Origin of the sequence: Limnothrix sp. FACHB-881 (genome assembly GCF_014698135.1) — a bacterium.
GTDB lineage: Bacteria > Cyanobacteriota > Cyanobacteriia > CACIAM-69d > CACIAM-69d > CACIAM-69d.
This window is the reverse complement of sequence record NZ_JACJSN010000002.1, coordinates 71,298-96,080: the sequence shown is the minus strand read 5'-3', so window position 1 is coordinate 96,080 and position 24,783 is coordinate 71,298. Positions and strand designations below refer to the sequence as shown.

Sequence of the window (24,783 nt, the reverse complement as noted above, 5' to 3'; positions counted from 1 at the left end):
ATTGGGCCAACGGTGGGTTTTTCTCAGGAAGATTTCCTAGACTGGATGGAACCCGTTGTCACTGTTGGATTGAGTTGGTTGGAGTGCTGGCCCTATGCCCGATCGCAATCATTCCGAGTCGGAGCCGGTGGAGGATTGGCTAGATCTGCTGAGTCAGTTGGGCCGATCGTCTCAGTCGCCCACGGAGCGGCCACCCAGTTCGATCGCCCCGCAACCCCAAGGTTCGGTGGCGAGCCGTCTCGCAGTTCCTGATGAAACACTGCAAGGCCGAGCGGGATCCGACTTAACAGGATCTCGCTCGACCTTGGTAGAAGCCGATTTGGCCGCCGACTTAACAGCCGATTTGGCAGAAAACCTGGCAGGAAACCTGGCAGAAAACCCAGCAGATCGTGATGAGTTACCGATCAATCCATTTGGGGCCGATCCGGATTTGTTGACCCCGCCTTCGCCCGCAACGGGGCGATCGGGGCAAGATACAACCACCAAAGCAGGGAACGGGGCCAACGGCAACGGCGCACCCTCCGAAGGCAACGGCAGCTCAGGGGAAGATGCCTGGGAGCAATTACAATCGCTGCTGATTGGTGACAACTTTGTCCGCGTGGAAGATCGGGTGGAAGCCCTGCGCGGCAAAATGCAACGGGTTCAGCAGCAGGTGGATGCGATTGAGTCCCTGCTGCAAAATGCCGATCAACTGGTGGCGCACCTATCGCCCCTGATTGCGCGGTTGATTGAACGGCGGGTGCTGGATGCCCGCGAAGAAATTTGCCAAGCCCTGTTGCCCACGATCGATCGCCTGATTTATGAGCGATCGCTTCAGGATCGACAAGCCATGGCCGAGGCGATCGCCCCTGTGCTGGATGCGGCGATCGTCCAGCGAATGCAAGATGCTCCCGCTGATTTGGCCCTGGCGATCGCCCATGCCATTGCGCCCGAAACCGCCTCCGCCATGCGGGAGCAGTACCAGCTTGATGCGGACTCGATGATTCAAGCCCTTGGGCCCATGATGGGGGCTTCAATCAAAGAGCAAATTGCCCTAGAACGGGATGCCATGGTGGATGCGCTTTATCCCGTCATTGGCAACACGATCGCCAAGTACATGAAAGACGCGATCGACTCCATCAACGAAAAGGTGCATAACACCCTGAGCATGGAAGGGGTGGGCCGCAAGATGCGAGCCAAAATGCAAGGGGTCTCCGAAGCGGAGCTGATTTTGCGGGAAGCCATGCCCTATCGGGTACAGGCTGCTTTTTTGATCCACAAGGCCTCGGGTCTGGTGATGAGCGAATGTCAATCCACTGACCAAGATCCCCTCGAAGGGGACATGCTGGCGGGAATGCTCACGGCCATTCGTAGCTTCGTGAATGATTGCATGGTGCAAGATGGCAACGTGTCCGAATTGCACGAAATTCAGTACAACGATTCGCAAATTGCCATGGAGGTGGCCGGTTACTGCTATTTGGCGGTGATTGTGAAAGGTCAACCGTCCAAGGGCTTCTACCGTCAGTTGCGATCGACCCTGGAGCGGTTGGTGGAACGGTACGATCGCCCCCTGCAATCCTTTGATGGCGACTCCCGCACCCTGCCGGCCCCCGTTCACACGGCCGTGACCGGTTTGGTGCGCCCCATCCAACGGCGTTCGTACCTGAACCTAAATCGGCGGGGTGGGTTTCCTTGGGCCCTGACGGGGCTAATTTTGGTGCTGAGCGCGGCGATCGCGGCCCCCTGGATTTGGTGGAACTATCAAAACCAGCGCAACCGAGGCCTGTTGGCGGCCGTGCAAGGGGCCCTGAATACCTCTCCCCAATTGGCGGTGTATAACCTATCCGTTGATTTACAAGGCGATCAGTTGCGATTGCGGGGCAAGGTTCCCTATCCTTGGCTGCGATTCCAGGCGGAACGCACAGCCACCGACACCTATCGGGCGATCGACCCAAAACGGTTTCAGCAAGCCACACCCCCCAAAAATCAAATCATTGCCGTGCAGTTGCCCACGGATCCCATTCTGGCGGCTGCCGAGGTGCAGCGGATTGCCAAAACCTTGAACCGGGATGGCAACGTGGTCAACGCTAGCTACAGCATCGATGCGCAATCCGGCGGAACGGTCACCGTCACCGGCTCCGCCCGCAGCCGAGCCGAAGCCAGCGCGATCGCGGCGGCCTTTGAGCGGGTTCCCGGCACCAACCGTGTCGTCAATTCGTTGCAAATTGTGATTCCGAGTCTGACCGTTCGGTTGTACTTTGAGTTAGGAGCCGATCGATTCGTTGATGTCGATATTGCCGGCAAAATCGACCCCATTCGCCAATTCCTGCAAAGTTATCCGGATCTGAACCTGCGCGTGGTGGGCCACAGCGCCCCCACCGAACCGAATGCGTCGGCCCTGGCCTTGCAGCGAGCGCAATTGGTGCGATCGGCCCTCATTAGCCGAGGCATTTCGGCCCAGCGGCTAGTGCCCAGTGCCCAGGTTGGGCCCCCGCCGGATGTGACCCAAGGCGATGGGGAATGGATGAGTCGTTGCGTGCGCTTTGAAGCAATCCCAGCGCCTTAAATTCCTGATCCATTCCCCATCCATCGTGAAGCCAATCGATTCACGACTCGATTCACGATGTTCCTCCCTGGCTTGCCCATGAATGAGCCATCGCTTCGGTTTGCTGGATTTGCCTGCTATGTTCGACCAGCTTGATCTGCATCATTAACCCGCTGGAACAAGGCTCCTGAGCAATTCCCTTGCTTTGAATCATGTCCTGAGTTGCCCATCCGCGATCGCCAGGGGGCCCGAAAATCGGGAGTTTTGCCGTTGAATTTCGGCCAGTTTCCATCCTGTCTTCTACAATCGGCCCAGTCGCCGGTGCGTTTGCCAACCCCCTAAAGCCATGCAAACCCTTTCAAAAAAAATTTGTTTGGTCGGTGATTATGCAGTTGGCAAAACCAGCCTGATTCGTCGATTTGTGGATCGGCAATTTAGCGATCGCTACTTGTCCACCATTGGGGTAAAAATCTCGCGGAAGATTGTGCCCGTGCCGCTGCCAGATCTGTCCCTCGATCGGGCCTCTGAGCGGCCGGAGCCGATGGAATTGCAGTTGCTGATTTGGGATGTGGAGGGCCAAACCAAGTTTCAGCGGATTGCCCCCAGCTATCTTCAAGGATCCTCTGGGGCGATCGTCGTGGCCGATGCCACCCGCCCCGACACGGTTAGTCATCTGCGCGACCATGCCAATTTAGTGCGATCGGTCTCGCCCACCAGTGTCGTGATTCTGGCCATCAACAAAGTCGATTTGATGGACGAGTCCCATAAACACCATCTACAGCTTCAGGTGGAAACCCTCCTGGCCGGCGTGACCTACTCGCTCTATTGGACTTCCGCCAAAAGTGGCAGCAATGTGGATGAGATCTTTAGTGAATTAGCCCTGTCCATGGTGCAGCCAGCCATCAGCCGGGGCCGATAGCTGACTGGGCGTTGGTTTTGGCTTAGGTTTTGGCTCAGGTTTGGCTCACTCAGTGCGAATGATGCAAGTTGAGCAAAAACTTAGCAAGAACTCAGCACGAATTCAGCACGAATTCAACGCCAAATTAAATGCCAATTAAGTGCCAATTGAATGCAAGCTAAGCGCGGGTCAACACTGCCGGGGCCGTTTGGATGGGCACCACATCTAGGCGATCCTGACTGGCGCAATATTCCAAATCCTCCAGCAAACCCAGCCGCAGCAAGCGTTGGCCGTGGCTTGCCTGGTGAAACAGTTGCAGCAGTCGATCGCGCCATTGGTCATAGAGCGCCAACGCCGCCACGGCCTCATCGTTGCCGAACCAATCTGAGTCCTGACCTAGTTTTTCCAACAGGGCAGAAATAATCGCACCAGCGCAGACCGTATCTTCCAGGGAAAAGCTGCCTTCCCAGCCGGAAGCGGTCATCCAGAGGGTGGCGGGTTGTTGGGCCAACACAAAGTCCACGATCGCCCGTCGATTCACCAGGGCCGCCGCCAAAACAACCGGGGCGTTTTGGATGGTTTGCAGGGCCCGAGTGCCGTTGGTGGTGCTCATGAACAGGCGTTTGCCCGCCACCCGATCGGGGGTACAGTCTAGGGGAGAGTTGCCCAAATCACAGCCTTCCACGGTTTTGCCGCCCCGCTCGCCAATCCGAATGCGACGATCGGCCGGCCAAGCCTCGCTGGTGGTCATCAATTCTTCAAGGGTGCAAAAGGCCTGAACCGATTCCGCTCCGGCGGCCAGCGCTGTGGCGATCGTGGTCGTGGCTCGCAACACATCAATGGCGATCGCACAGTCCGGCGCTGGGGTCGTCGGCGACTCGCTCCCCGAAAATTGGGGGGTTAACTCCGGGGTATGAAATACAGAAATCTTCACAGAACAGATTTCTTTACAGAACGCAACGACACCCTTTAGTGCATCACGATGGGGGCGATCGCGCAAGCATGGTCAACCCCAAGATGTTCTGGGAATTGTGGATCGGCGCTGAGCCTAAAGGGCCGGAATTTCGTTTGGTTTTGGGAGGATTTTCCCCATCAGCCGACGAAGATCCTAAGGAGGGGATGATCAACGGGAATTAACCATAAGCAACTAGGGTTAATTCGGGCTGGCCGGAATGTTGCTTCAGAACGTCATCGAAGATGATTCAACCAGACCATTCAACCAGACCATTCAATCCGTGACCAGAAGATGGCCATGGGGCGCTAAATTCAGCTAAATTCAACCGATGGTTGACGGCGGCCCGTTGCGGCCAGCCATTGAGCGAAGTCATGGGGTCAGGCATTTAGAGTCACCATTAAGACCCATAACTGAGCGTAGGAGAATGGGGCGATCGCCCCGTCCCGAACCGCCGAAACCCAACCGCAATTCGTCAAGACTCTGGGTGTTTCATCTGCCATCTAGGACAGAATCTTGCTAGGCTCAAAGAACCATGCCAACTAACTCTCCGGCAATGCAAACTGAAACCTTTACAGAGCTTTTTCCATTGTTCAATGCGGCCAGTCAAGAAACGCTCGATTGGCTGTTGGCGGCCGCAGTCGAGCATGATTACCCCGCAGGACGCGCCGTTTTAATGGAAGACTCTTGGGGAAATGCGGTCTATTTCATTGCCTCCGGATGGGTGAAAGTCCGTCGGCTCTCGGGTGACAAAGACATGACCTTGGCCATTTTGGGTCAGGGTGACTTTTTTGGAGAAATGGCCATCTTGGACGAATCGCCTCGATCGACCGATGTGTTGGCCCTGAGCGAAGTGGAACTATTTAGCATCTCCGCTCAACGATTTGTCCAAACCCTGTTTAAAGATTCCCAGCTACACCACCGACTGCTGCAACTCATGGTGCGTCGGGTTCGGAATGCCAACACCCGCTTGCAGTTGCGCCGAAAACCGAGCGCCGTCAAATTAGCAAACACCTTGGCTTCTTTGGCCGATGACTACGGACAACCGGCCGATCGGGGACGCGACATTCTGAATATCCCGATCAAGGATTTGGCAGAAGTCAGTGACATTACCCTCGAAGAGACCGCCAAAATTATGGCGAAGCTACAAGAAAAAGGTTGGGTGAAGATCGATCCGCACGAAAAAATTATGCACTTGCCCTTTTTGCCACAGTTACGACAACTGGCAAGCCAAGGTTAGTGAGAGGCTATTGAGCGGCATGGTCAGATGGCATGGTCAGTTTGTTGCTGACCATTTCCTCTGTTGTGATTGCATTCTGTTGATGACGTTTTCTCTTTCTCCAACCCATGACCCAAGCAATTGCCACCCCGCCCGATCGTCGAGCAGCCCAGTTGCCACGGTTAACTTATCAAGTGGCCATGCCCGAGCCACAAACCCACCTTTTTGAAATTGAACTGGTGTTGGAGGGTTGGCAAAGCACCACCTTAGATCTCAAGTTTCCCGTTTGGACTCCCGGTTCCTATCTGATTCGGGAGTATGAACGGCATCTGCAAGACTTCAGTGCTTGGGGGGCAAACCAACAGCAACTGCTGTGGCGAAAGCTGGCTAAAAATCACTGGCAAGTGGCGATCGGGCAGTTAGAAACGGTCACCATTCGCTATCGGCTGTTTGCTAACGAATTGACCGTGCGCACGAACCATCTCGATCGCACCCATGCCTACTTCAACGGGGCAGCCACGTTCCTCTATCCCGTTGGGGGGTTGGAAATTCCGTTGCAAGTGACTATTGCCCTGCCCCGATCGGACTGGCAAGTGGCCACTGCTCTGCCCTTGGTCAACGATCAAGGAACCCACAAAACCTTTCAAGCGGCCGATTTCGATCAACTGGTTGATAGTCCCTTTGAAATTGGAACCCATCAACTGCATCGCTTTGAAGTGCTGGGTAAATCCCATGAATTAGCGATTTGGGGTAATGGCAACCTGGAACCCCAATCGATCCTTGAGGACTTTGAAAAAATCATCAAAGTTGAAGCTAACCTATTTGGCGGCCTGCCCTACGATCGCTACCTATTTATTTTGCATCTCACCGGTCAGGGCTATGGCGGACTAGAGCATAAAAACTCCTGCTCGCTGATTTATAACCGCTATGGATTCCAGCAAACGGAAAAACGCCATCAGTTCATGCAACTGGTGGCCCATGAGTTTTTCCATCTTTGGAACGTGAAGCGGATCCGGCCCAAAGAGCTAGAAACCTTTGATTATGATGCAGAAAACTACACGCCGTCTCTGTGGTTTTGCGAAGGAACCACCAGCTACTATGATTTGCAAATTCCCTGCCGTGCGGGTATTTATGGACGAGCAGATTTCCTAACACAATTGAGCAAGGAAATTACTCGCTATCTGAATACACCGGGACGGTTAGTTCAGCCTTTGGCCGAATCGAGCTTTGATGCTTGGATTAAGCTTTATCGGGCTGAAGCCCACAGTGGCAATAACCAAATCTCCTATTACCTGAAGGGAGAAATGGTTTCCTTGCTATTGGATTTAAAAATTCGGGCTAAGTTTGACAATGCTCGATCGCTCGATGATGTTTTGCAACGCCTGTGGCAAGCATTTGGCCAACCAGAAGTGGGCTTTACCGCTCAACAATTGGAGTCCATTATTGCTGAAGTGGCTGAAGAAAACCTGAGTGATTTCTTCCATCGCTATTTGCACACCACCGAAGAATTGCCACTCCAAACCTATCTGCAACCCTTTGGCTTAGAGCTAAGGGGAATTGTCGATCGCGCAGTTCCCCACTTGGGTTTGCGTTTGGCCACCGAGCAGGGCCGCGAAATGGTGAAATTCACCGAAGCTCAATCCCCCGCCCATCACGCGGGCATCGATCCTGGTGATGAAATCCTGGCTCTGGATGGCATTCGGTTAGCAGCGGGACAATTGCCCGATCGCCTCCGAGACTATCAACCGGGCGATCGACTCACTATCACCTATTTCCATCAGGATCAACTCCAATCCACCACCGTAGAACTGGCTGATCCCAAGCCCAGTCGCTATGAAGTTGCCCCTCTCAAAGACATCAGCCCGCTGCAAGAACAACTCCTCGCCGGTTGGTTAGGAGCTGCCTAGGGAATGCGGTTCGTTATGCAAAAAGCGGGAGCTACTTCAGATCTTGAAGCTGGACTCCCGCTGGCGAGACGGATCTTAGTGATGGATCTTAGCGATTGAAAGGAATGCCGAAGAGGCACGAAACTGGCAAGCAAGTCACGGAGCCTGATCCTTGGGCTAATTCCCACCGGAACTAACCCCTACAGATTCGAGAATCGATCCAAGAATCTGGGGATGGAACCGTAACTATTCAGCCGCGCCTTCGTCGCCCACAACCACAGGAGTGATGTTGACGATTTTGCCGCCCAACCGCAGAATCCGTTGCATTTCTTGGTTCATGCGGCTATAGGGAACGTTAATGAAGATACTGCCGCTATTGCGCACAGAATAGGACTGGCGATCGGTTTGGTCATTTTGAGCCAAACCCGTCACTTCATAACGGAACACACGGGCCCCAGCAGTGGTGTTGGCCGACGAACCCGCAAGCGCTTGACCGAGCATAAACTCTCCCTCAAACTGTTAAAAAACTTCGCAGTTAAATGTCGCAGTTTAACTGTGGAATACTGTCTTTTTCAAGACGATAGAAAACGAGGTACAACGCATGAATGAATCATGATCATTGCACCTCGTCAATCGCAACCACTACAAGCAAACAGGAGCAAGCAAACAAGTCCCAGCCATTCATGGTTTGGCCCTGTTGCGGCGTGTCACCGCTGTGCTGCATCAGCCCAGTCAGCAGCCGTTGCCATCCGACAATCCAAGCCGATCGAGCTGGGTACAGGGCAGGGTGACCAAGCAACACAACCTTCCAATGGGGCTGAGTCATCATTCCATTTATTTCAAGCCAAGACCCTAAACAGGGGTAACGCTGGCGATTTTGCCGCCTTGACGTTGGATCTTTTGCATTTGATCCGACAACCGCGAGTAGGGAACCGTGAAGGTGCGGCTGCTACGACGCACGGCCGGATAGCCAGCGCCCAACAGGCCCGTTGCTTCCACGCGATACAGGCGATCGCTTTGGCTTTGGCCAAAAGAGGTGGGGGTGAGGCTGCCTTGGCCCAGGTCTTGCGAATTACGGAAGGCCCAGCCAATGTTGCTGCCCGAGGGACCCACAACGGCCGAAGCAGAATTGCGTCCCAACTCCGTGGCTAGACGCGGGCTGATTCCTTCAATCTGTGCCCGATCGCTATTGGCATAGCCCCGGTACAGGTGGAACATACGCGTAAAGCCCACGGTCTTCTGACCCGTTTGGGTCGCGAAACCGCGGTAGTAGGGAACAATATTTTCGCCAAAAGCGTTTTGATATTCTGCGGAATCGATGTAGGAATCGATGTCAGCATCAAAGCCTTCATTTTGGTAGCGATCGAGGTGTTCAATCACTTCCGACTCATCGTAGGGTGCGCGACCCAACAGATGCTTCAGATTCAACTCGATCGTCCGAGTTTGGAAGTTGTTATACAAAAACTTCTCTTTGTATAGATCGGACTTCGCTACAGAGCGGACAAATTCCTGAACCGTGATCGAACGATTACGCAGCAGCGACTCAGAGCTAATCAAGCGCTGGGACTGCATCACATAATCGTTGCCCAGTACCTGACGGTAAACCGCCCGGATCACCAGTTCAACATCATCTGCCGAAGCATAGGCCCGCAGCTCAACGGGTGCAGCATCTGCATAGGCTGCCGTCCCCAGGCGCGAAGCAGCAACAGTAACGGCCATGAACAAATCTCCCAAAAATCACAGCAAGCACGGCTTACAAAAAAGCTCCCGGAAGAGGAGCCAACCAATTGAACCAGGTTACCGTTGCTGGGCAAACCAGCCACAACCGGCTCGGACACTCTTCCGGGATTGCATCAACTAGCTCAGGGCTTGGATAGCGTAGTCGATGTAGGTGTTTGCTTCGTTAGCAGCTTGACCGCTCAGACCGTGGTTAGCCTTGATGCTCTTGAGAGCTTCAACGTACCAGCTGGGGGACAGTTCGAAGGTGCTGTTGATTTCAGCCAAACCAGCGATGAGGTAGTCATCCATGGGGCCGGTGCCACCAGCAACCAAGCAGTAGGTGATCATGCGCAGGTAGTAGCCCACGTCACGAGCGCACTTGTCCTTGCCGGTTTGGGTCGAGGCGTAGTTAGCGCCGTTCATTTGGGTCGTGTAGGGGAACTTGCCGTACACAGCTTGCACAGCAGCGCTCACCAGGCTGTCAGCCTTGGTGGTCAGGGCGCGAGCAGCTTCCATGCTGGCTTGAGCGCGCTCGAAGCGACCGCGAGCCGATTGCAGTTCAGCGTTGCTCAGGAAACGACCTTGCGAATCAGCAGCTGCGATAGCTTCGGTGATCGGAGTCTTCATAGTCCCGTGTTAGGTGTCTCTAAAGTTAGCGTTGTTGACATCTTCCCTACCGCAAGCGGACAGGGATTCCCAAACTTCACAGTTTGGGTTTCTGCTTCACACCACCTGCCTCCACCTCGAAGGATGTTTGGTCTTACAGTTGTTCCGCAGACTGAAACCGCTAGCCTAGCGGCCATTCATCGACTAAAACGCCCTGAAGGGCGGGGCTTTAAACCCTGTTTTCCGATAAATCGAGACGAGATTGAAGTCAAAAGAAGATTGAAATCCTAAGTGACTTCACGGCAGCTTCGATTAGGCAACTGCACCAGCAGCGCGATCGAAGTAGCCAGCCACTTCAGCAATCAACGAAGAGCAATCGCCGGGGGTGATACCAGCAGGATCGTTAGCGATCGCGATCGCAGCATCCTTCATCTTGGCAACGCCAGCAGAAACCGAAGCGCCGGGCACGCCCAGAGCAACGTAGGTTTCGCGCAGACCGTTCAGGCAACGATCATCCAGAACGCTAGCATCGCCAGCCAAGGTTGCGTAGGTCACATAACGCAGGATGATTTCCATGTCGCGCAAGCAAGCAGCCATGCGACGGTTGGTGTAAGCGTTACCACCGGGAGCGATCAGTTGGGGTTGCTCAGCGAACAGAGCGCGAGCAGCGTTGGCGACGATAGTCGAAGCGTTGCTGGTCAAGCGGTTAACAACGTCGAGACGCTTGTTGCCGCTAGCAACGAGGGCGCTCAGAGCATCCAGTTGCTCGTTGCTCAGATAAGCACCACGAGCGTCGGCTTGAGAAACAACCTTCGCAAATGCGTCGAACATGGAATCGATCTCCTAAGGAATAGGTGTTTGTCGAGGTTGGTTGTGGTTTTGCGCTGTAGACAACTCAGTTCGCTGCCTTCACCTGCTAGCGCAGTGCGAGAAGGTTTTTCAGCTCCGGCTTAGTTCAGCAACGCTTTGCTTAAATTGGGGATCTCAATAGGTAGCCATGGCAAATCTGCCGGTTAAATTAACCGCAGTCATGGCTCAAAATCTGAGAGACTTTTCAAGTTTTATGAGAACCGAAAAAAATCCCTAGCAGTAGCGCGTTGACTAACGTTTGCTTGTTAAACACCTCTCGGCTATTTCTTTATACAACGCAGAAAGGGGTTTGGTCATTACAAGTTGTTAAGTTTCTTCAGGGATGTTCGGCATGAGCAACGAAGGATTAAAGAAACTCCCATGTTGCTAAAGGCTGAGGGTGATGGAGGTAGATTTCTGGGCTGTTGGGAACTCAAGGTTTTGTGGTGTGGGGATTTACTGAGTTTTGTGCTTTTTTGCAAAGGTTAGGTATAAAAACTTAGTCCGAAGAATCAGGAACTGAAATCGCCCCGATCAAAAACGGTAATTGTCTAGAATTTCGTCAGAAATCCTTAATGTTTCCTTTAGAAAAGGTCAAAACCTTTAACAAAAATCGATGTTGGCTGCTGGCTGTGAGATCCCTGAATAAAGGCTAGCAAATTGGTCAATGGGCGAGGTCAGTCCGCGAAAATGCCCGATGGATCTCGGTTTTGGCGGTTGGTATCCTCTAGTGATCGGATTCGCAAACTTTGCATGGCTCCTATGCGAGATTTGCTGGGTTGGTAACCCTTATTGGTAAATCCCTGTTGGTAACCCCCTGTTGGTAAACCCCCTACTGATCAACCTCCTTGTGGGCGAGATGGCAAGGATGGGATGGCAAATGGGTTTGCGGAATCCCTGGCGAACCGAGAAAAGTTTATTGGTCGGGGCCGGCTGTGGGCTGCTGCCAGCGCTTGAGCTGAAGTAGGTATTGCCCCAAAAACGGTAGCCCTCCGATCGCGGGGAGCAGGTAGCGGGAGGTACACAACAGCCCAAGGGCGGCCCCGATCGGGGCGGCAAAGTAGGGTTGGTAAAACAAAATGAGGGCTGCGTCCCGAGTGCCCACGCCCGCGAAGGTTAAGGGCAACAGGCCGGCCAGAATGGCCAGCGGCGAGAGGGCTAAGTTAGCCAGGAAGGGCGCAAAGGCACGCAGGGCCAAGATGAAAAACCAGATTTGCAAAAGATGCAGAAACCAAATCACGATCGAGGTGAGGGTGACAATCGCGAGTTGGCGGCGATCGCTCCAAAAGTAGTTGTGCATCAGTTGCCAGGAGTCGCTGAGTCGATCGAGCTTGCGGCGCATCTTGCCGGGGGCGATTCGCTGACTGGCGGCAAAGACCGATCGCGCAAAGGCGGGCCAACTCAACAGTGCCACCCCGGCCACCAGCCCCCCGATCGTGGCCAACGTCATGATCCAAAACAGGGGATCCTTGCTGGGATAGAGCAGCAGGCCAAACCCGCACCACACCAGCAACGACAACATATCGCAAGCCTTTTCAAACACCACCAACGAAAAGGCCAGGGAACCATCCAAATGTCCCCGATCGCGCATGAAATAGGACTTGGCCAGGTCGCCCATTTTGGACGGCAGCACCATATTCAGCACACTGGCCGCCAAAATCAGCCGATTGGCTTCTCCAAAGCTCAAGGTTGCAGCGGAAACCGCCGCCGACTCGATCGCCGGGGATGCTGCCCGGTCTGAATCCTCCGAGCTTGCTGGGTTGGGCAACGGAATCCCGCGCGGCATAGCCCCCTGGGGCCTGACCCGGGGCATTAACTGCTGCAACCGCCAGGCCGTCAGCAAGGTTAAGGGCACAACCATGCCCAAGCTGATGGCCATCCATACCGGATCGCATTGCTGAAACACTTGCACCAACCCGGCAAAGTCGATGCGGGTGTAAATCACAATCAAAATCAGCAAGCTAACGGCAATTGAAACCCAACGCTTCATAGAAAATCTCAGGCGGGAAGAATGATGGGGATAGGTTGGCGGCTTTAGGAAAACAGGCGATCGACCTTCAGGGGTTCACCGGGCTGGAGATGCTGAACCTGATTCGTCAAATCCCAGCTTTTTTGGAGCTGACCCGCTTGGTAAGTGCGGCTCATCACCACATAAATCGAAGTTTGATCAGTACCGATTTCCACTTCTTGCACGGGTTGCCAATCGGGAGCCAGCAACTCATCTTGCACCCGCCAGCCTTGCCCCACCCATTCCAAACGACGAATAAAACGATAGGGGGTCGATCGCTTGCCCACGATCAAAATCTGCTGCAAAATGCGCCGAATCAGGTTCGGAAAAAATCGCCCCACACTCAACATCACCAACCGCAAAATCATTAATTTGCTAGGGGTCATGAGGGTTTGTTTTGCCCAGCCCAGTTGCCCACAAATGCCAATGTGATCGGGTTCCACTTGCAGATCATATTGATCCACCAGATGACCCACAGCATTTTTCAGTTTTTTGCCCTGTTGCACTTGTAGTGAAAACTGCGTATCGGATGCCAATAGGTGCTGGTTTCGGAAAATTTTGAAAGTGCCGCCTTTGTTGAGGGCTAACAGTAAGGTCAACCAGTGACCTTCATGGTTTTGGCGACGATCGATCAAAATTCTGGCTTCTGGTAGCCAAACTCGTAGGGGCGTGGGATCTGGAATGGACGGGCGATCGGGCACAAAATCCCGCCAAGCTAATAAATAATTCCAAGTGTGATGACCCACAATGTGGTCATCCGCGTAACAGGCTCCTAATCCCCGTGCGAGTCCTTGCAAAACTTGGTCATTAATCGCCAGGGCCGAGGGCATCCACCGCCCCACCAATTCAAAGCCATGGGGAAAGAAATTATAGGTATTTCGGCTCGTATATTCCCCTCCAAAAGAGCCATCGGGATGCACAAACCACTGCACCAACTCCACCGCTTGGGCTAAGGCGGGCTGCAATCTTGGATCCGCCTTGTCGCCCTGCAAAGTTAGCAACCGCGCCAAACAGGAAATGGTGAGGGTGTGGTAGCCCGGATCGCACCCTTCATATTCTTGAAACCAGCCTTCGGTGCTCTGCCAAGACAAAACCTGATTGAGGCGATCGACCTTGGCCCGTTGCCATCGATCGGTCTGGAGTCGCTGCCCCAGCAACTCCAAACACAGCACAATCAAGGCCTGGTGATTGGTGAGCCGGCCGCTTTCTTGGTGATGGGCTAACCAATCGGCCCGCCGACTCAAAAATTGCCAAATTTGCGGATCATCCAGCCCAATTAGCTCACAGGCATCAATGCAGGCCAGCAAAGAAAAGGCCGCCGCCCCTCCGGCCCGCTCAAAGGGAAAATAATCATCACAGGAGCCGTCTGGATGAGAGCTTTGGGCCCCGTAGCGAATGCCTGCCTCAACCCAGCGCCGAAGGTTAGGCTGCTGATAAAAAGGATTGTTCGGCAAAGGCAAGGCCCAAACCAACGCCAGGGGCAGCACAAATTCCTGGCTCATGCCGCTGGGAAAGTCAACGATTTTGTATTGCCAGTAGTTGCGATCGAAGCAACCATAGGTGGGGCTATGGGGGTTGCGATCGCACAGGGTCAAAATTTTGGGAATTTGGGCGATCGCCGCCTGGGCAAACTGATCCCGATCGGGCTGTGATGGGAAAGATGAAGGCTGATGAGGCATGGAGCTAGAAAACTCATCGATCGCCATAGGGAAGTGCGGGTGTAGTTGAGCGGATGTGTGAATTGAGGCGTGGGGCACGGGTCACCAACGATCGCGAGTTCGATCGCAGCAACAACCAAGATACGATCGCCCCGGGCCCCCGCCGTCATCACCACCCATCCCAGCCCCTGTCACCGTATCCCGCCGGCCACTCGCTAGGATAGAAACATCATGCAGGTTAATTTTGCGCCAGTTAACTTCGCACCAGTCGATTTCTCAGCAACTGCCTTGAACCCCTTGAGTGCCTTGCCCTCTCAACTCAGCCGACTCATGCGGAGGTAGCGATCGTGCTCAACCCCACAAAGTCGATCGTGGACGAACTCACCCGAGAACTAGCAGACGGTTACCGCCAAACCTACGGCGGTATGAAACCGGACTATGCGGAAATTCTCGGGTGGGTTGCCAACATGGCCCTAGAAAACATCGCCAACAGTGACGCGCTCTACCACAACGTTGAGCACACCATGTACGTCACCCTGGTGGGCCAAGAAATTTTGAAAGGCAAGCATATTCGCCAAGGCGGCGTGACCTGTGAAGATTGGCTGCTCTTTCATGTCTCGCTGCTGTGTCACGACATTGGCTATGTACGCGGTGTTTGTCACCGCGATCGCCCCCAGCAGCGGATCTACGCCACCGGCATTGACGACGAAACCATCGCCCTCCCCACCGGAGCCACCGATGCCAGCATGGCTCCCTACCACGTCGATCGGGGCAAACGTTTCATCAAAGACCGCTTCAAAAAGCACCGCCTCATCGACACCCAGGCCGTGCAAGACAACATTGAACTCACCCGCTTCCCCGTTCCCCAAGACAACGACCACGCCGACACCGTAGGCTATCCCGGCCTGGTGCGAGCCGCCGACTTGATCGGCCAACTCTCCGACCCGCGCTATTTACAAAAAATTCCCGCCCTCTATTACGAATTCGAGGAAATTGGCACCAATCAACAATTGGGCTACCACAGCCCCGATGACTTGCGCGCCAAATATCCCAGCTTCTATTGGAATGTGGTTTACCGGTACATTGAGCCAGCCCTCGGCCTGTTGGAGCTAACCCAAACCGGCAAGCAAATCGCCGCCAACCTCTATGCCAACGTCTTCCGGGTCGAACACCAGCAATACACGCCCTTTTTTGCCCCCGAAGCCCACTCCTTAAGCTCAGCCACTTCCGCTAATTCCACTTCCGCTTCAGCATCCCCTTCAATAAGCTCAGGGACTTCAGCCAACTCAGGAACCTCAAGCAGTGGAGCCATCTCCACCAAAAACAACGTGCAAAAACAAGGAAGCCACGCCGATTAGGCATGGCTCCCAAGCAAAGGTTTTTAGGCAAAGAACCTAGGGGGCATGACGAGAGGGCCGCCTTGTCATGGGAATTCAGTTTCCCCTGCCCAGCGCTGGCCCTGCATGTCCCCCTTGTCCCTTGTTTATGGCCTAGGCATCGCTGTCCACACGGGCATAGAAGCGACCGACAATCTTCATGTCGCTCGGCTTCTTGGAACCCATGTCGGTATCCGAGGGTTGGTAGCTAACGAAAGTGCCGGCAATTTCGTTGGTGTCAGCGTCCACCTTCGACACTTGCAGCGAGATGTTGCCCGTGCCGATGTCGTATTTCTTGACGTTTTCTTTCACCAGTTCGTCGCTGTCAGCATCAGCGGGCAGCGCCACGGCATTGTCATAGCCGCTGGCCAAACCACGACCCTTCGGATCCAAGAAGGTGGAGCCACGGTAGGAGGGAACGCGGAATTGACCCTTCAGGTCGGTGGAAGAGGTGATGGCAGCTTGACCGGCTTGGCTGGTGGCCACCAGTTGCTTGATCGTGAACAGGAAGGGCACTTCTTCGCCACCGGGCAGCAGCACGGTTGAAGGTTGGAAGTCAAAGCCATCTTCTTCGGTGAAGGTCAGCGAGCCATCGCTGTTCACGGCCAGGGAGCCTTGAATTTGGTCGAGGGAGCTGGTTTTGCGGGTCAGCAAACGGCCTTCCACAAATTCTGCTTCTCTGCGCTTGTTAAGGCCTTCTTCTTTTACGTAGTAATTAAGGGGCTGTAAGCACAGGGCTTGAATGCTGTAATTTTTACCTGCTTCAAGGGCGATCGAACCGCGCGTGACGGTATCGACATCAGGGCAGTTATTCGCCAGACCGGTGTTCCGAATTTCTTCGTAGGTCAGGGGGCGATCGCTGGCCATTGAGGCATCGCCGCAGGCCGCCGTTAGCACACTCAGGCACAGGGCCAGAAGCGCGGCGATCAAAGCTTTGTATCGCATGGTGAACCTCAATCTCTAAAGTCTTGCTAAGGTCTCAAGGAATATTAGAAGAAGACTGGGACAAGTCTCGTGGCAGCGATCGGCGAGGGGTCACGACCGTAAGGGGCAAGCAGGCTACCCGATCGGGCAGTTACTAAACCCAAGCCCGCTGTCCAAGGTTTTCTAGATGGCCCGCGTGAAATCACCCGAAGAATCCGCTTGAGCAAGCGATCTACAGCGCAACACCACGCCACTAGGCATCCGAATTTTGGGGTTAATTGAGAAAACAATCAATCTCAATCAATCCCAACGATCGCTGGATATACCAAGCCAAGCGTCCCAATAGAGCATTCTACACGCCTCAGCGACCGCCCAATCGATTTCGCTGATTTGATCGATCGCTTTCGATCATCACCCAAGGACACCGTCCCCAAGCTGGTTTCTGAGCCAAGCCCCCAAGCGCAGCGGGGCCAGATTTAAACATCCGGCCCCGCTGCTGATTTTGGGTTTGGTTTTGTGTTTGACCCGGCAGTTCCCTCAGTGGCCCCTGTTGTGGAGCAGGGGGCCGGTGGGTTGGGTCTGGATCAGGACTGGGCAATTAACTGGGTGATCAACTGGGCAATCAGGCAATCAACTGAATCGATTGCTCGATTGCTTGATCGATCGCCTGGCCCCGTGATGCTTGCCTAGCTCATGGTGGCTGGGCTGCGATCATAGCTATCGCTAACCAACTTGCCTTGAATGTGGGTCAGGCGGTTGGCCGCATCGGCGGTCAGACCCATGGTGACGCTAGCGCGGCCTAGCAGGGATTGATGACGGTGCTTAACGGAATGGTGACGTTGGGTCATCAGGGCACGAGCGCGGTCGAGACTAGACATGGGAGCAACCTCCGAGGAAAAACTGATTGAGGGTTATAGCGACAACAACCGTTGATTAACTCCCGGACTGTTGGAGGGCGATGCAGGCATTGCGCCGAGTGGGCGGCAATCCCTGGCCCGATCGGGCCTTGGTTACTGGCTCTACTGGGCCAGAAATCAAGGTCGGTTTCAGGCCGTTGTCCTATTCCTGAGAGTAGCGCAAATAAAAAATTCCTGCCAATTTCTGTATCAAGAGTTACGGAATACAAATCTTTAGAATTGTTCCCCAGGGGGTTGCACGCGATCGCGCGGGGTCTGAATAGGGGCCCAGTTGCATGACCAATCCATTGCCCCTTGCAAGAGCAGGCGCGAACTGAGATACAGTTAAGAGCAATTTGCGAGCGCAACAAATCGCAATACACCGAAACCATCGCAATCCCACACCCTGCCCAGTGACTGGGAAGGAGACTCGGATCATTACCCCCCGACTCCTAACCCCTCCTAAGCTGTTTTGGCGGGAAATCTGCGGCAGTGACTGCAACGACGCGATCGCACCCTGGGTCGGATAAGGATCGATCGCAACCAGCAATTTGAGGCGAGGAGAAACCTGTGGAAGTCGTCAAAGAGTACGTCCAGCGCTGGTATGAGAGCGATCTCGATCCAGATGAATATATTTGCCACCAGAAGCAGGGCAACTGGGTCGAAATTGAGGAGGCGACAACGGGGGAACGCTTCGAGGTGCTGACCTTTTGTACGAATGACGTACTGGGGTTAACGATGAACCCGGCCGTGCGCCAGGCTGCCATCGACTCAATTTTGCAATACGGCACCTCGAATAGTTCCTGCTCGGTGTTAAGTGGTCGGATTGATCTGCACCGCCAACTGGAAGATGAAATTTCCAGCTTCAAGCATTTGCCTCACACGCAACTGTTCATGAATGCCTGGATGGCCATGCAGGCCGTGATTGATGGGTTCTGCCATTTGGCCATTCAGGTACCGGGCTTCACCCACGATCGCGAAACCCTGATCATGTCGGACGTGTTGAACCACGGCTGCATCATCTCGGCCCTGGCCCACGCTCGGACGCGATCGGGCAAAACCTTTAGCTATAGCCCCCATGTGCGGGTGAAGGCTTACCGCCACTGCGATGCGCAAGATTTGGCTCGCAAACTGGAACGCCATGCGCGGCCAGGCGATCGCATTTTTGTGGTGTCGGATGCGGTGTTTTCGATGGATGGGGATGTGGCTCCTCTGCCGGAAATGATCGAGGTGCTCAGTCGCTATCCCGGCTCCGTGCTGTTGATGGACGAAGCCCACGCCAGCGGTGCTCTGGGGCCCACGGGCCGCGGCATCTATGAGCATTTTGGGATTTTGCCCAGCGATGCGATCGCCAAAGGTGTTGTGCCCCTGATCATGACCACCTTCTCAAAGTTTGCGGCTTCGGCCGGTGCGGCCATCAGCACCCATGTGGCGGAATTCAAGCCACTGATGAATGTGTCGCCCACCTCGATCGGAACCATTTCCCTGCCGCCGCCAATGACCGCCGCCGCCCTGGAGAGTATTCGCCAAGTGCGCCAACATCCAGAACTGGTGAAGCGCCTGCAAGACAACACTCGCTACTTGCGATCGCGGTTGACGGCCGCCAACTTTGAAGTGATGGGCGAAACCAATGTGTTGCCTGTGTTGCTGCCACCGGACATGAACCCGAAATATTTTGCCCGCCAACTGATGGCTGAGCATGGCATTTGGGTTTCTCCGATTTGGTTCATTGCCAAGCCTCGGGTGCGGATCACGGCCAACGCGCTCCATACCCAAGACGAGATGGATCGGTTGGTGGATGCCATGGTGCAGGTGCGCGAGTCCATGTATGCCGCCAGCAAGTCAGCCTAGGTTGACCGAGGTTGATCTCAGTTGACCCAGGCGGGCCAAGAGCTGCCTAGGATAGATAGCAACTGTTGGGACTGCTGGCCAAGATTTTTGACCGAGATTGCTGGTCAAAATTCCTTGCGCCAATCAATCCAAGCCCCTCCTTCACATGCCCTAGGTGGCCGCCTTGGCCGCTGCTGATTCCTCATCAATTTGGATAATTCTATGACCACCCATTTCATTGAGTTTGAGATTGACTTGAACGAGTCGCCGATGGCGCTGCCCCAGGCGATCGAAACGGAATTGCACAAACGGGGTGAGCCGTTGCGGTGGGCTGTGACCCAGGTGGAGGATGATTTGGCCAATGTGGAGGCGATTGTGACCACGGGCCTGGTGACCAGCGAACCGATCGAGTCGAACGTTTAATGGCGCACCGCAGGCCTTAAACTCCAGACCTTAAACTTCAGACCGGAAGCGCTTGTTTGGCTCCCGGCTGTATTCCGCAAATATCCGGATCAAACCCGGCCGATGCGCAAGACCGGGGGCCAAGCCGTTGTTGTTCCATGTCCTACGTCTGATGCAAGCTGTGCCCGATGCAATCTGCGATCGTTGACCGAACTCGCCCATTTACGGCGGTCTTGCTGATTCCCACCGGCATTGGTGCAACGATCGGGGGTTACGCAGGCGATGGGCTACCGGTGGCGCGGGCCATGGCCTCGGCGGTGGATTGTTTAATCACCCATCCCAATGTGTTGAACGGGGCCATGCTCTATTGGCCATTGCCCAACACCCTTTATGTGGAAGGCTATGCGCTCGATCGCCTCGCGGCGGGTGACTGGGGGCTGCGGCCGGTGCGCCAAAACCGGATCGCTCTGATTTTGGATCGAGCCATTGAGCCGGAATTGCAGCGGCGACAACTGCAAGCGGCCGACGCGGCCCGGGCCACCTTGGGCATTGATGTGATGGCGGCAATTGTGACCGATCGCCCCCTGGGAGTGGCTCTCAAAATTTCCGCTTCCGGGGCCTCTTGGGGAACCATTGCCCAACCCGCCAGCCTGCTGAGGGCAGCGGAACGGGCGATCGAAGCCGGAGCCGAGGCGATCGCCGTGGTGGCCCGTTTTCCCGACGAAGACACCCCCCTAACCACCGCCTATCGTCAAGGCCGGGGCGTGGATCCGATCGCCGGAGCCGAAGCGGTGATCAGCCATTTGGTGGTGCGAGAATTTGCCGTGCCCTGTGCCCATGCGCCGGCCTTGGTCAGCGGCCCCCCAGCGGCAGACTTAGCCCCGCGATCGGCCGCTGAAGAATTGGGCCATACTTTCCTGCCCTGCGTGCTGGCTGGCCTGTGGCGATCGCCCCAATTCCTGCGCGATTGGGCCCAATGGCAGCCCCTAGACATCACCCGCAACTCGATCGATGTGGTGATTACGCCCACGAGTGCCTGTGGCGGCGCGGCCGTTTTGCATTGGGCCGCCGCCGGGGCCGATATCCTCGCGGTGGACGACAACGCCACGGCGATGCAAGTCCCCCCCGAAGCGCTGAATTTGCGAGCCACACGGGTGCGATCATACTTAGAGGCGATCGGTTGGCTCACGGCCCGCCGGGCTGGCCTCTGGCCCGATGCCTTGCGATCGAATCCAATCATGCCGTTATTGCCAATGGTTGATTCGCCTGGGGATTAAGCACCACCCATCGCCACCCATCACTGTTGATTCGCCCTTCAGAGCCATTTTTCATGCACCCCTGCCCTCGCTCCATCCCTGCTCCGCCCCGTCAAGCCCTGTGAATGATTTTGAGGATTTGGATCTAGAACCCCTAGAGCGATCGCAGCTTTTGATGACGATCGCTATCACGGCCCTGGCCTTTTGGGGAGGGGCGCAACTGTGGCTCTGGTTGGGCCAAGTGCAGCGCTGGCCTGTGATTTGGTCTTGGACTGGGGTGGCGATCGGGCTGGGGCTGGGCCTCGCCATCACCGGCCTCAGCGGTGCGATCGCCCTAGTTTGGCCCGGATATCGTCGCAGCGCCCAGGCCTATCTCAACTGGTTGATGCCTTCCCTCTTGCCTTGGGATGCACTTTGGGTGGGCCTGTTGCCCGGAGCCAGCGAAGAACTGTTCTTTCGGGGGGTGATGTTTCCCGGCTTGGGCGCTGACTGGCTGGCCCTGTTGGGATCTAGCCTTTGCTTTGGTTGGCTGCATTTGGCAGGACGCAAACACTGGCCCTACGCCGCTTGGGCCGGCATCACCGGGGGCATTCTCTGCGGCAGTGCTTGGTGGACGAGCAATTTGCTGGTTCCCACCATTGCCCACATCACCACCAATGCATTGGCTGTGTTGATCTGGCACTATCAACGAGCCAAGGCCTAGGGGCGAAACCGTCCAGTACCCGCCCAGTGCGATAGACTAGGGGCTGCCAGCATCCGCCCGCCATTGCGGTTTGCGGCGGCTTTGTTCACTCTCCCAGCTTTTTGCCGATGGGTTCTCCGTCCTCGATCGCCGTCCGTGAACTGCCGTTGTTCCCCCTTAACGACCTTGTGTTGTTTCCAGGACAACCTCTGCCGCTGCACATTTTTGAATATCGCTATCGGATCATGATGAACACCATCCTGGAAACCGATCGACGGTTTGGGGTGTTGATGTCCGATGAGCAAAGCGGCGAAATTGCCACCATTGGTTGTTGTGCGGAAGTCCTGCGCTATCAACGGTTACCCGATGGCCGGCTGAAGATGTTGACCCTCGGCCAACAGCGCTTTCGGCTGTTGGAATATGTGCGCGAAAAGCCCTACCGCGTTGGTTTGGTGGAATGGATTCAAGATGATCCACCCAGCGATGATCTGTATGGGTTAGCCGGGGAAGTGGAAACCCTGCTGAAGGACGTGGTGCGGTTGTCGGCCAAATTGTCCGATCGGGAAATTGAGCTACCGGACGAAATCCCCACCCTGCCCACGGAACTGTCCTACTGGGTTGCGGCCAAGCTCTATGGCGTGGCGGCGGAACAACAGGCCCTGTTGGAAATGCAAGATACGGCGGTGCGCCTGCAACGGGAAGCCGAAATTCTGAGTTCAACGCGCAACCACCTGGCGGCTCGCACGGCCCTGAAAGACGCACTCCCTTGAGGTTTTTTAGGGGTTTCTGGTTTTCAGCTTCTGGTTTTCAGTGTGGGCGATCGCCCCATGATAACCATGGCCATGAGCCGATCGAGGGTGGTTATTGGGCTGGTGCTATTGGGCTAGTGCTATTGGGCTAGTGCTATTGGGCTAGTGCTATTGGGCCGATCGCAGCGCTGCCAAATCGCCACCACAGATGGCGGGCAAATTGCGGGTGATTTTGGCAATCTCCCAATCCCACCAGCGAATTTCTAGCAACGCGGCGATCGTCTCCTCATCAAACCGCTTCCGAATGGGTTGGGCCGGATTGCCACCCACGATCGTGTAAGGATCAACTGATCGGGTCACCACTGCCCCCGTCGCCACGATCGCCCCATCCCCAATTTGCACCCCCGGCATAATCGTCACCCCATAGCCCAACCACACGTCATTGCCGATCACCGTGTCGCCCTTGTGGGGCCAGTCGTCGGGCATGGCGGTTTCCCAACCGTTGCCAAACACGGGAAAGGGATAGTTCGTGAACCAATCGGTGCGGTGGTTGCCACCGTTCATGATGAATTTGCACTCGGCGGCGATCGAACAAAATTTGCCGATCCGCAGTTTGTCGCCAATGAAGTCAAAGTGGTAGAGCACATTGGCTTCAAAGCGTTCCGGCCCAGCGGGGTCATCGTAGTAGGTGTAGTCGCCCACGATGATCTGAGGATTTTTAATTAAAGGCTTCAAATAAACCAAGCGCCCTTGACCTGGCATGGGATAGGGCTGGTCTGGATCGGGGCCACAGGAGCCAGGATTAGAGGATTCAGGGCTAAAAGGCTCAGAACTCACAGATTCAGGACTAACAAATGCAGGACGAGAAGATTCAGGACGAGAAGATTCAGGACAAGAGGACATAGACCATTGCTGATAGTCGCCGGTTTCGTCGAACTCGCTTCAAGCAAGTTCTAGAGCAGGTCGATCGGGCGGCCCGTATTGGCCGATCGTGCCGCCGCATCCGCCACCCGCAGGGTGTATAAACTCTCTTCCGGGCGCACATACAGCGGCGTGCCATTCAGCAGGTAGGCCAAGACCGCGTGGGTGTCGCGGGCAAACAACCCCCGCCGACCGCCCACCTCCAGCGGTGTCACCTGATCGCCTTGGATTAGTTGCCCCTGATCGCCCTCATAAATCAACGTGCCCTGACTGCCGCGCACTTCCAACAGCCGCTGGGAACCGTGAAATCGATCGCCCTTGCCATAGGTGACCGTGGCGATCGGGCCGCTGCTAAAAATCAGCCTCGCTTCGCACCAACAGGCGTGATAATCCTCCACCTCCGCTGGCCAGTAGCGAGCCACAGCTCCCACCTGGCGGACGTTTTCAAACACATCCACCAGACGATGGAGCCGAGATAGGGCCCCCACCAGCGGAAATCCAAACAGCGATCGGTTATAAGTCCATTTGCCTGGGGTGGGAATTTGCGGCGCGATGGTGCTGTAGCGAGCGGAGATCACCTCGCCCACTTTGGGCAGCCAAGTCCGCAGGGATTGATGCACGCCGCCCAACAGCTCAATGTGCTCCACATGCAACAGCCGATCGCGCGATCGGGCCAATTCCACCAATTCCGCCGCCTCGTTGGGATCCAGCGCCAGGGGATATTCCGTCACCACATGGCGATCGGCCTCTAGGGCTGCCCGCACGATCGCCCCCCGCTCGGCGTTGGTGTTGCAAACCATCACCAAGTCCACATCCGAGTGGCTGACCAGCTCCCGCCAAGAGTCCAGGGCGATCGCCCCGTAAGTTGCCGCAAAATCCGCCACCTTCTCCGGTGTGCGACCCGCCACCGCCACCAGCTTGGCCGCCAACCAATCTCCCTGTGCATCCGGCAACAGGGCCTCTGCCCGCAACTTTGCCACAAAGCCCGTGCCCACCAGGCCGACGCGCACCGGATTACCCAATAGCATGACTACAGATCACCAACATAGCCCCCCGATCTTAGCCTTTTGCCCCGGTCTCCTAGCGCTGATTTCGGGTGGCGGAAGGGCCGGAAAACCGACAATTCGGGGTGTTTTTATAAAAATTTCTTATTTTAAAACAAAGCTTTAGCTAGGGTTATAAATCGAAGCAGTCTCAGAACAATAAGCCTGGAAAGCCTTGAAAATATTGGTTTCAAGACTTTAGACTAAGCCAAGAACCCACAAAAACTCTGCCGATTCTCGCAAAAATATCCAATAAGTATAAGTAATTAGAATCGAATCTGGAAAAACGATTAAGAATAACGTTCTCGGATCTCTGTGCTCATCCGTAGTAGCAATAAAAATTTCTCGTAACATCAGAAGGCGAGGTTGGCTACGCCGGAAGTGA

23 protein-coding genes are annotated in these 24,783 nt (G+C 55.2%); 11 read left to right on the top strand and 12 right to left on the bottom strand.

What is annotated here, in order from left to right; genetic code table 11:
* Window positions 1-94 precede the first annotated feature (94 nt).
* Both H6G52_RS02880 and H6G52_RS02875 read left to right on the top strand, forming a co-directional pair.
* Window positions 95-2,545: an OmpA family protein gene (locus H6G52_RS02880; RefSeq protein ID WP_190526313.1), complete on the top strand. Its 2,451-nt coding sequence runs from the start codon at window positions 95-97 to the stop codon at window positions 2,543-2,545.
* Window positions 2,546-2,870: 325 nt separating this feature from the next.
* A complete protein-coding gene (locus H6G52_RS02875; RefSeq protein WP_190526311.1) occupies window positions 2,871-3,443 on the top strand; it encodes a Rab family GTPase in 573 nt (190 codons plus the stop codon).
* 157 nt (window positions 3,444-3,600) lie between these two features.
* On the opposite strand, the gene H6G52_RS02870 is transcribed toward H6G52_RS02875, so the two are convergent.
* The gene (locus H6G52_RS02870; protein ID WP_099535507.1) at window positions 3,601-4,356 is read right to left on the bottom strand and encodes a 2-phosphosulfolactate phosphatase family protein; all 756 of its coding nucleotides are present in this window, start codon (window positions 4,354-4,356) and stop codon (window positions 3,601-3,603) included.
* 574 nt (window positions 4,357-4,930) lie between these two features.
* On the opposite strand from H6G52_RS02870, the gene H6G52_RS02865 reads away from it, so the two are divergent.
* The gene (locus H6G52_RS02865; protein WP_099535455.1) at window positions 4,931-5,614 is read left to right on the top strand and encodes a Crp/Fnr family transcriptional regulator; all 684 of its coding nucleotides are present in this window, start codon (window positions 4,931-4,933) and stop codon (window positions 5,612-5,614) included.
* A gap of 107 nt (window positions 5,615-5,721) precedes the next feature.
* Entirely contained in the window at window positions 5,722-7,500 is a 1,779-nt protein-coding gene (locus tag H6G52_RS02860; protein WP_190526309.1) for a M61 family metallopeptidase, read from the top strand.
* Between the two features lie 225 nt (window positions 7,501-7,725).
* Here H6G52_RS02860 and H6G52_RS02855 read toward each other — a convergent pair whose 3' ends face one another.
* The 7 genes from H6G52_RS02855 to H6G52_RS02825 all read right to left on the bottom strand — a co-directional run bounded on the left by H6G52_RS02855 (window position 7,726) and on the right by H6G52_RS02825 (window position 14,340).
* On the bottom strand, window positions 7,726-7,980 hold the full coding sequence (locus tag H6G52_RS02855; protein ID WP_099535459.1) for a phycobilisome linker polypeptide: 255 nt from the start codon (window positions 7,978-7,980) through the stop codon (window positions 7,726-7,728).
* A gap of 115 nt (window positions 7,981-8,095) precedes the next feature.
* Window positions 8,096-8,308 (bottom strand): hypothetical protein, encoded by a 213-nt coding sequence (locus H6G52_RS02850; RefSeq protein WP_190404974.1) that lies wholly within the window; start codon window positions 8,306-8,308, stop codon window positions 8,096-8,098.
* Window positions 8,309-8,331: 23 nt separating this feature from the next.
* A complete protein-coding gene (locus H6G52_RS02845; protein ID WP_099535464.1) occupies window positions 8,332-9,198 on the bottom strand; it encodes a phycobilisome linker polypeptide in 867 nt (288 codons plus the stop codon).
* A gap of 138 nt (window positions 9,199-9,336) precedes the next feature.
* Entirely contained in the window at window positions 9,337-9,825 is a 489-nt protein-coding gene (cpcA, locus tag H6G52_RS02840; protein ID WP_099535466.1) for a phycocyanin subunit alpha, read from the bottom strand.
* A 291-nt stretch (window positions 9,826-10,116) separates the two neighbouring features.
* Entirely contained in the window at window positions 10,117-10,635 is a 519-nt protein-coding gene (locus H6G52_RS02835; protein ID WP_099535468.1) for a phycocyanin subunit beta, read from the bottom strand.
* A gap of 934 nt (window positions 10,636-11,569) precedes the next feature.
* The gene (locus tag H6G52_RS02830; protein ID WP_190353534.1) at window positions 11,570-12,643 is read right to left on the bottom strand and encodes a lysylphosphatidylglycerol synthase transmembrane domain-containing protein; all 1,074 of its coding nucleotides are present in this window, start codon (window positions 12,641-12,643) and stop codon (window positions 11,570-11,572) included.
* Between the two features lie 44 nt (window positions 12,644-12,687).
* Window positions 12,688-14,340 (bottom strand): hypothetical protein, encoded by a 1,653-nt coding sequence (locus tag H6G52_RS02825; protein WP_190526610.1) that lies wholly within the window; start codon window positions 14,338-14,340, stop codon window positions 12,688-12,690.
* Window positions 14,341-14,402: 62 nt separating this feature from the next.
* On the opposite strand from H6G52_RS02825, the gene H6G52_RS02820 reads away from it, so the two are divergent.
* Together H6G52_RS02820 and H6G52_RS02815 are read left to right on the top strand one after the other, a co-directional pair.
* On the top strand, window positions 14,403-14,543 hold the full coding sequence (locus H6G52_RS02820; RefSeq protein ID WP_190526308.1) for a hypothetical protein: 141 nt from the start codon (window positions 14,403-14,405) through the stop codon (window positions 14,541-14,543).
* A gap of 123 nt (window positions 14,544-14,666) precedes the next feature.
* A complete protein-coding gene (locus H6G52_RS02815) occupies window positions 14,667-15,677 on the top strand; it encodes an Npun_R2479 family HD domain-containing metalloprotein (protein ID WP_347278271.1) in 1,011 nt (336 codons plus the stop codon).
* A 132-nt stretch (window positions 15,678-15,809) separates the two neighbouring features.
* Here H6G52_RS02815 and H6G52_RS02810 read toward each other — a convergent pair whose 3' ends face one another.
* Window positions 15,810-16,640, bottom strand: coding sequence for a photosystem II manganese-stabilizing polypeptide (locus tag H6G52_RS02810; RefSeq protein WP_099535472.1), 831 nt, complete (start codon window positions 16,638-16,640; stop codon window positions 15,810-15,812).
* 665 nt (window positions 16,641-17,305) lie between these two features.
* Window positions 17,306-17,497 carry a hypothetical protein gene (locus H6G52_RS02805; protein ID WP_099535476.1) on the bottom strand — a complete coding sequence of 64 codons (192 nt, stop codon included), beginning with the start codon at window positions 17,495-17,497 and terminating at the stop codon, window positions 17,306-17,308.
* Window positions 17,498-18,085: 588 nt separating this feature from the next.
* Here H6G52_RS02805 and H6G52_RS02800 point away from each other — a divergent pair.
* From H6G52_RS02800 to H6G52_RS02780, 5 genes are all read left to right on the top strand, one after another.
* Complete coding sequence (locus H6G52_RS02800; protein ID WP_099535478.1) at window positions 18,086-19,366, top strand: pyridoxal phosphate-dependent aminotransferase family protein; 1,281 nt, start codon at window positions 18,086-18,088, stop codon at window positions 19,364-19,366.
* Between the two features lie 201 nt (window positions 19,367-19,567).
* Window positions 19,568-19,768 carry a hypothetical protein gene (locus H6G52_RS02795; protein ID WP_099535480.1) on the top strand — a complete coding sequence of 67 codons (201 nt, stop codon included), beginning with the start codon at window positions 19,568-19,570 and terminating at the stop codon, window positions 19,766-19,768.
* A gap of 167 nt (window positions 19,769-19,935) precedes the next feature.
* On the top strand, window positions 19,936-21,024 hold the full coding sequence (locus H6G52_RS02790; protein ID WP_190526306.1) for a DUF3326 domain-containing protein: 1,089 nt from the start codon (window positions 19,936-19,938) through the stop codon (window positions 21,022-21,024).
* 100 nt (window positions 21,025-21,124) lie between these two features.
* Window positions 21,125-21,706 carry a CPBP family intramembrane glutamic endopeptidase gene (locus H6G52_RS18970; RefSeq protein WP_190526304.1) on the top strand — a complete coding sequence of 194 codons (582 nt, stop codon included), beginning with the start codon at window positions 21,125-21,127 and terminating at the stop codon, window positions 21,704-21,706.
* A gap of 107 nt (window positions 21,707-21,813) precedes the next feature.
* Window positions 21,814-22,455: an LON peptidase substrate-binding domain-containing protein gene (locus H6G52_RS02780; protein ID WP_099535483.1), complete on the top strand. Its 642-nt coding sequence runs from the start codon at window positions 21,814-21,816 to the stop codon at window positions 22,453-22,455.
* 147 nt (window positions 22,456-22,602) lie between these two features.
* On the opposite strand, the gene H6G52_RS02775 is transcribed toward H6G52_RS02780, so the two are convergent.
* Window positions 22,603-23,196, bottom strand: a complete 594-nt coding sequence (locus tag H6G52_RS02775) for a CatB-related O-acetyltransferase (RefSeq protein ID WP_242026172.1) — start codon at window positions 23,194-23,196, stop codon at window positions 22,603-22,605.
* A 191-nt stretch (window positions 23,197-23,387) separates the two neighbouring features.
* Window positions 23,388-24,383, bottom strand: coding sequence for a Gfo/Idh/MocA family protein (locus H6G52_RS02770; protein WP_190353528.1), 996 nt, complete (start codon window positions 24,381-24,383; stop codon window positions 23,388-23,390).
* Window positions 24,384-24,783 lie beyond the last annotated feature (400 nt).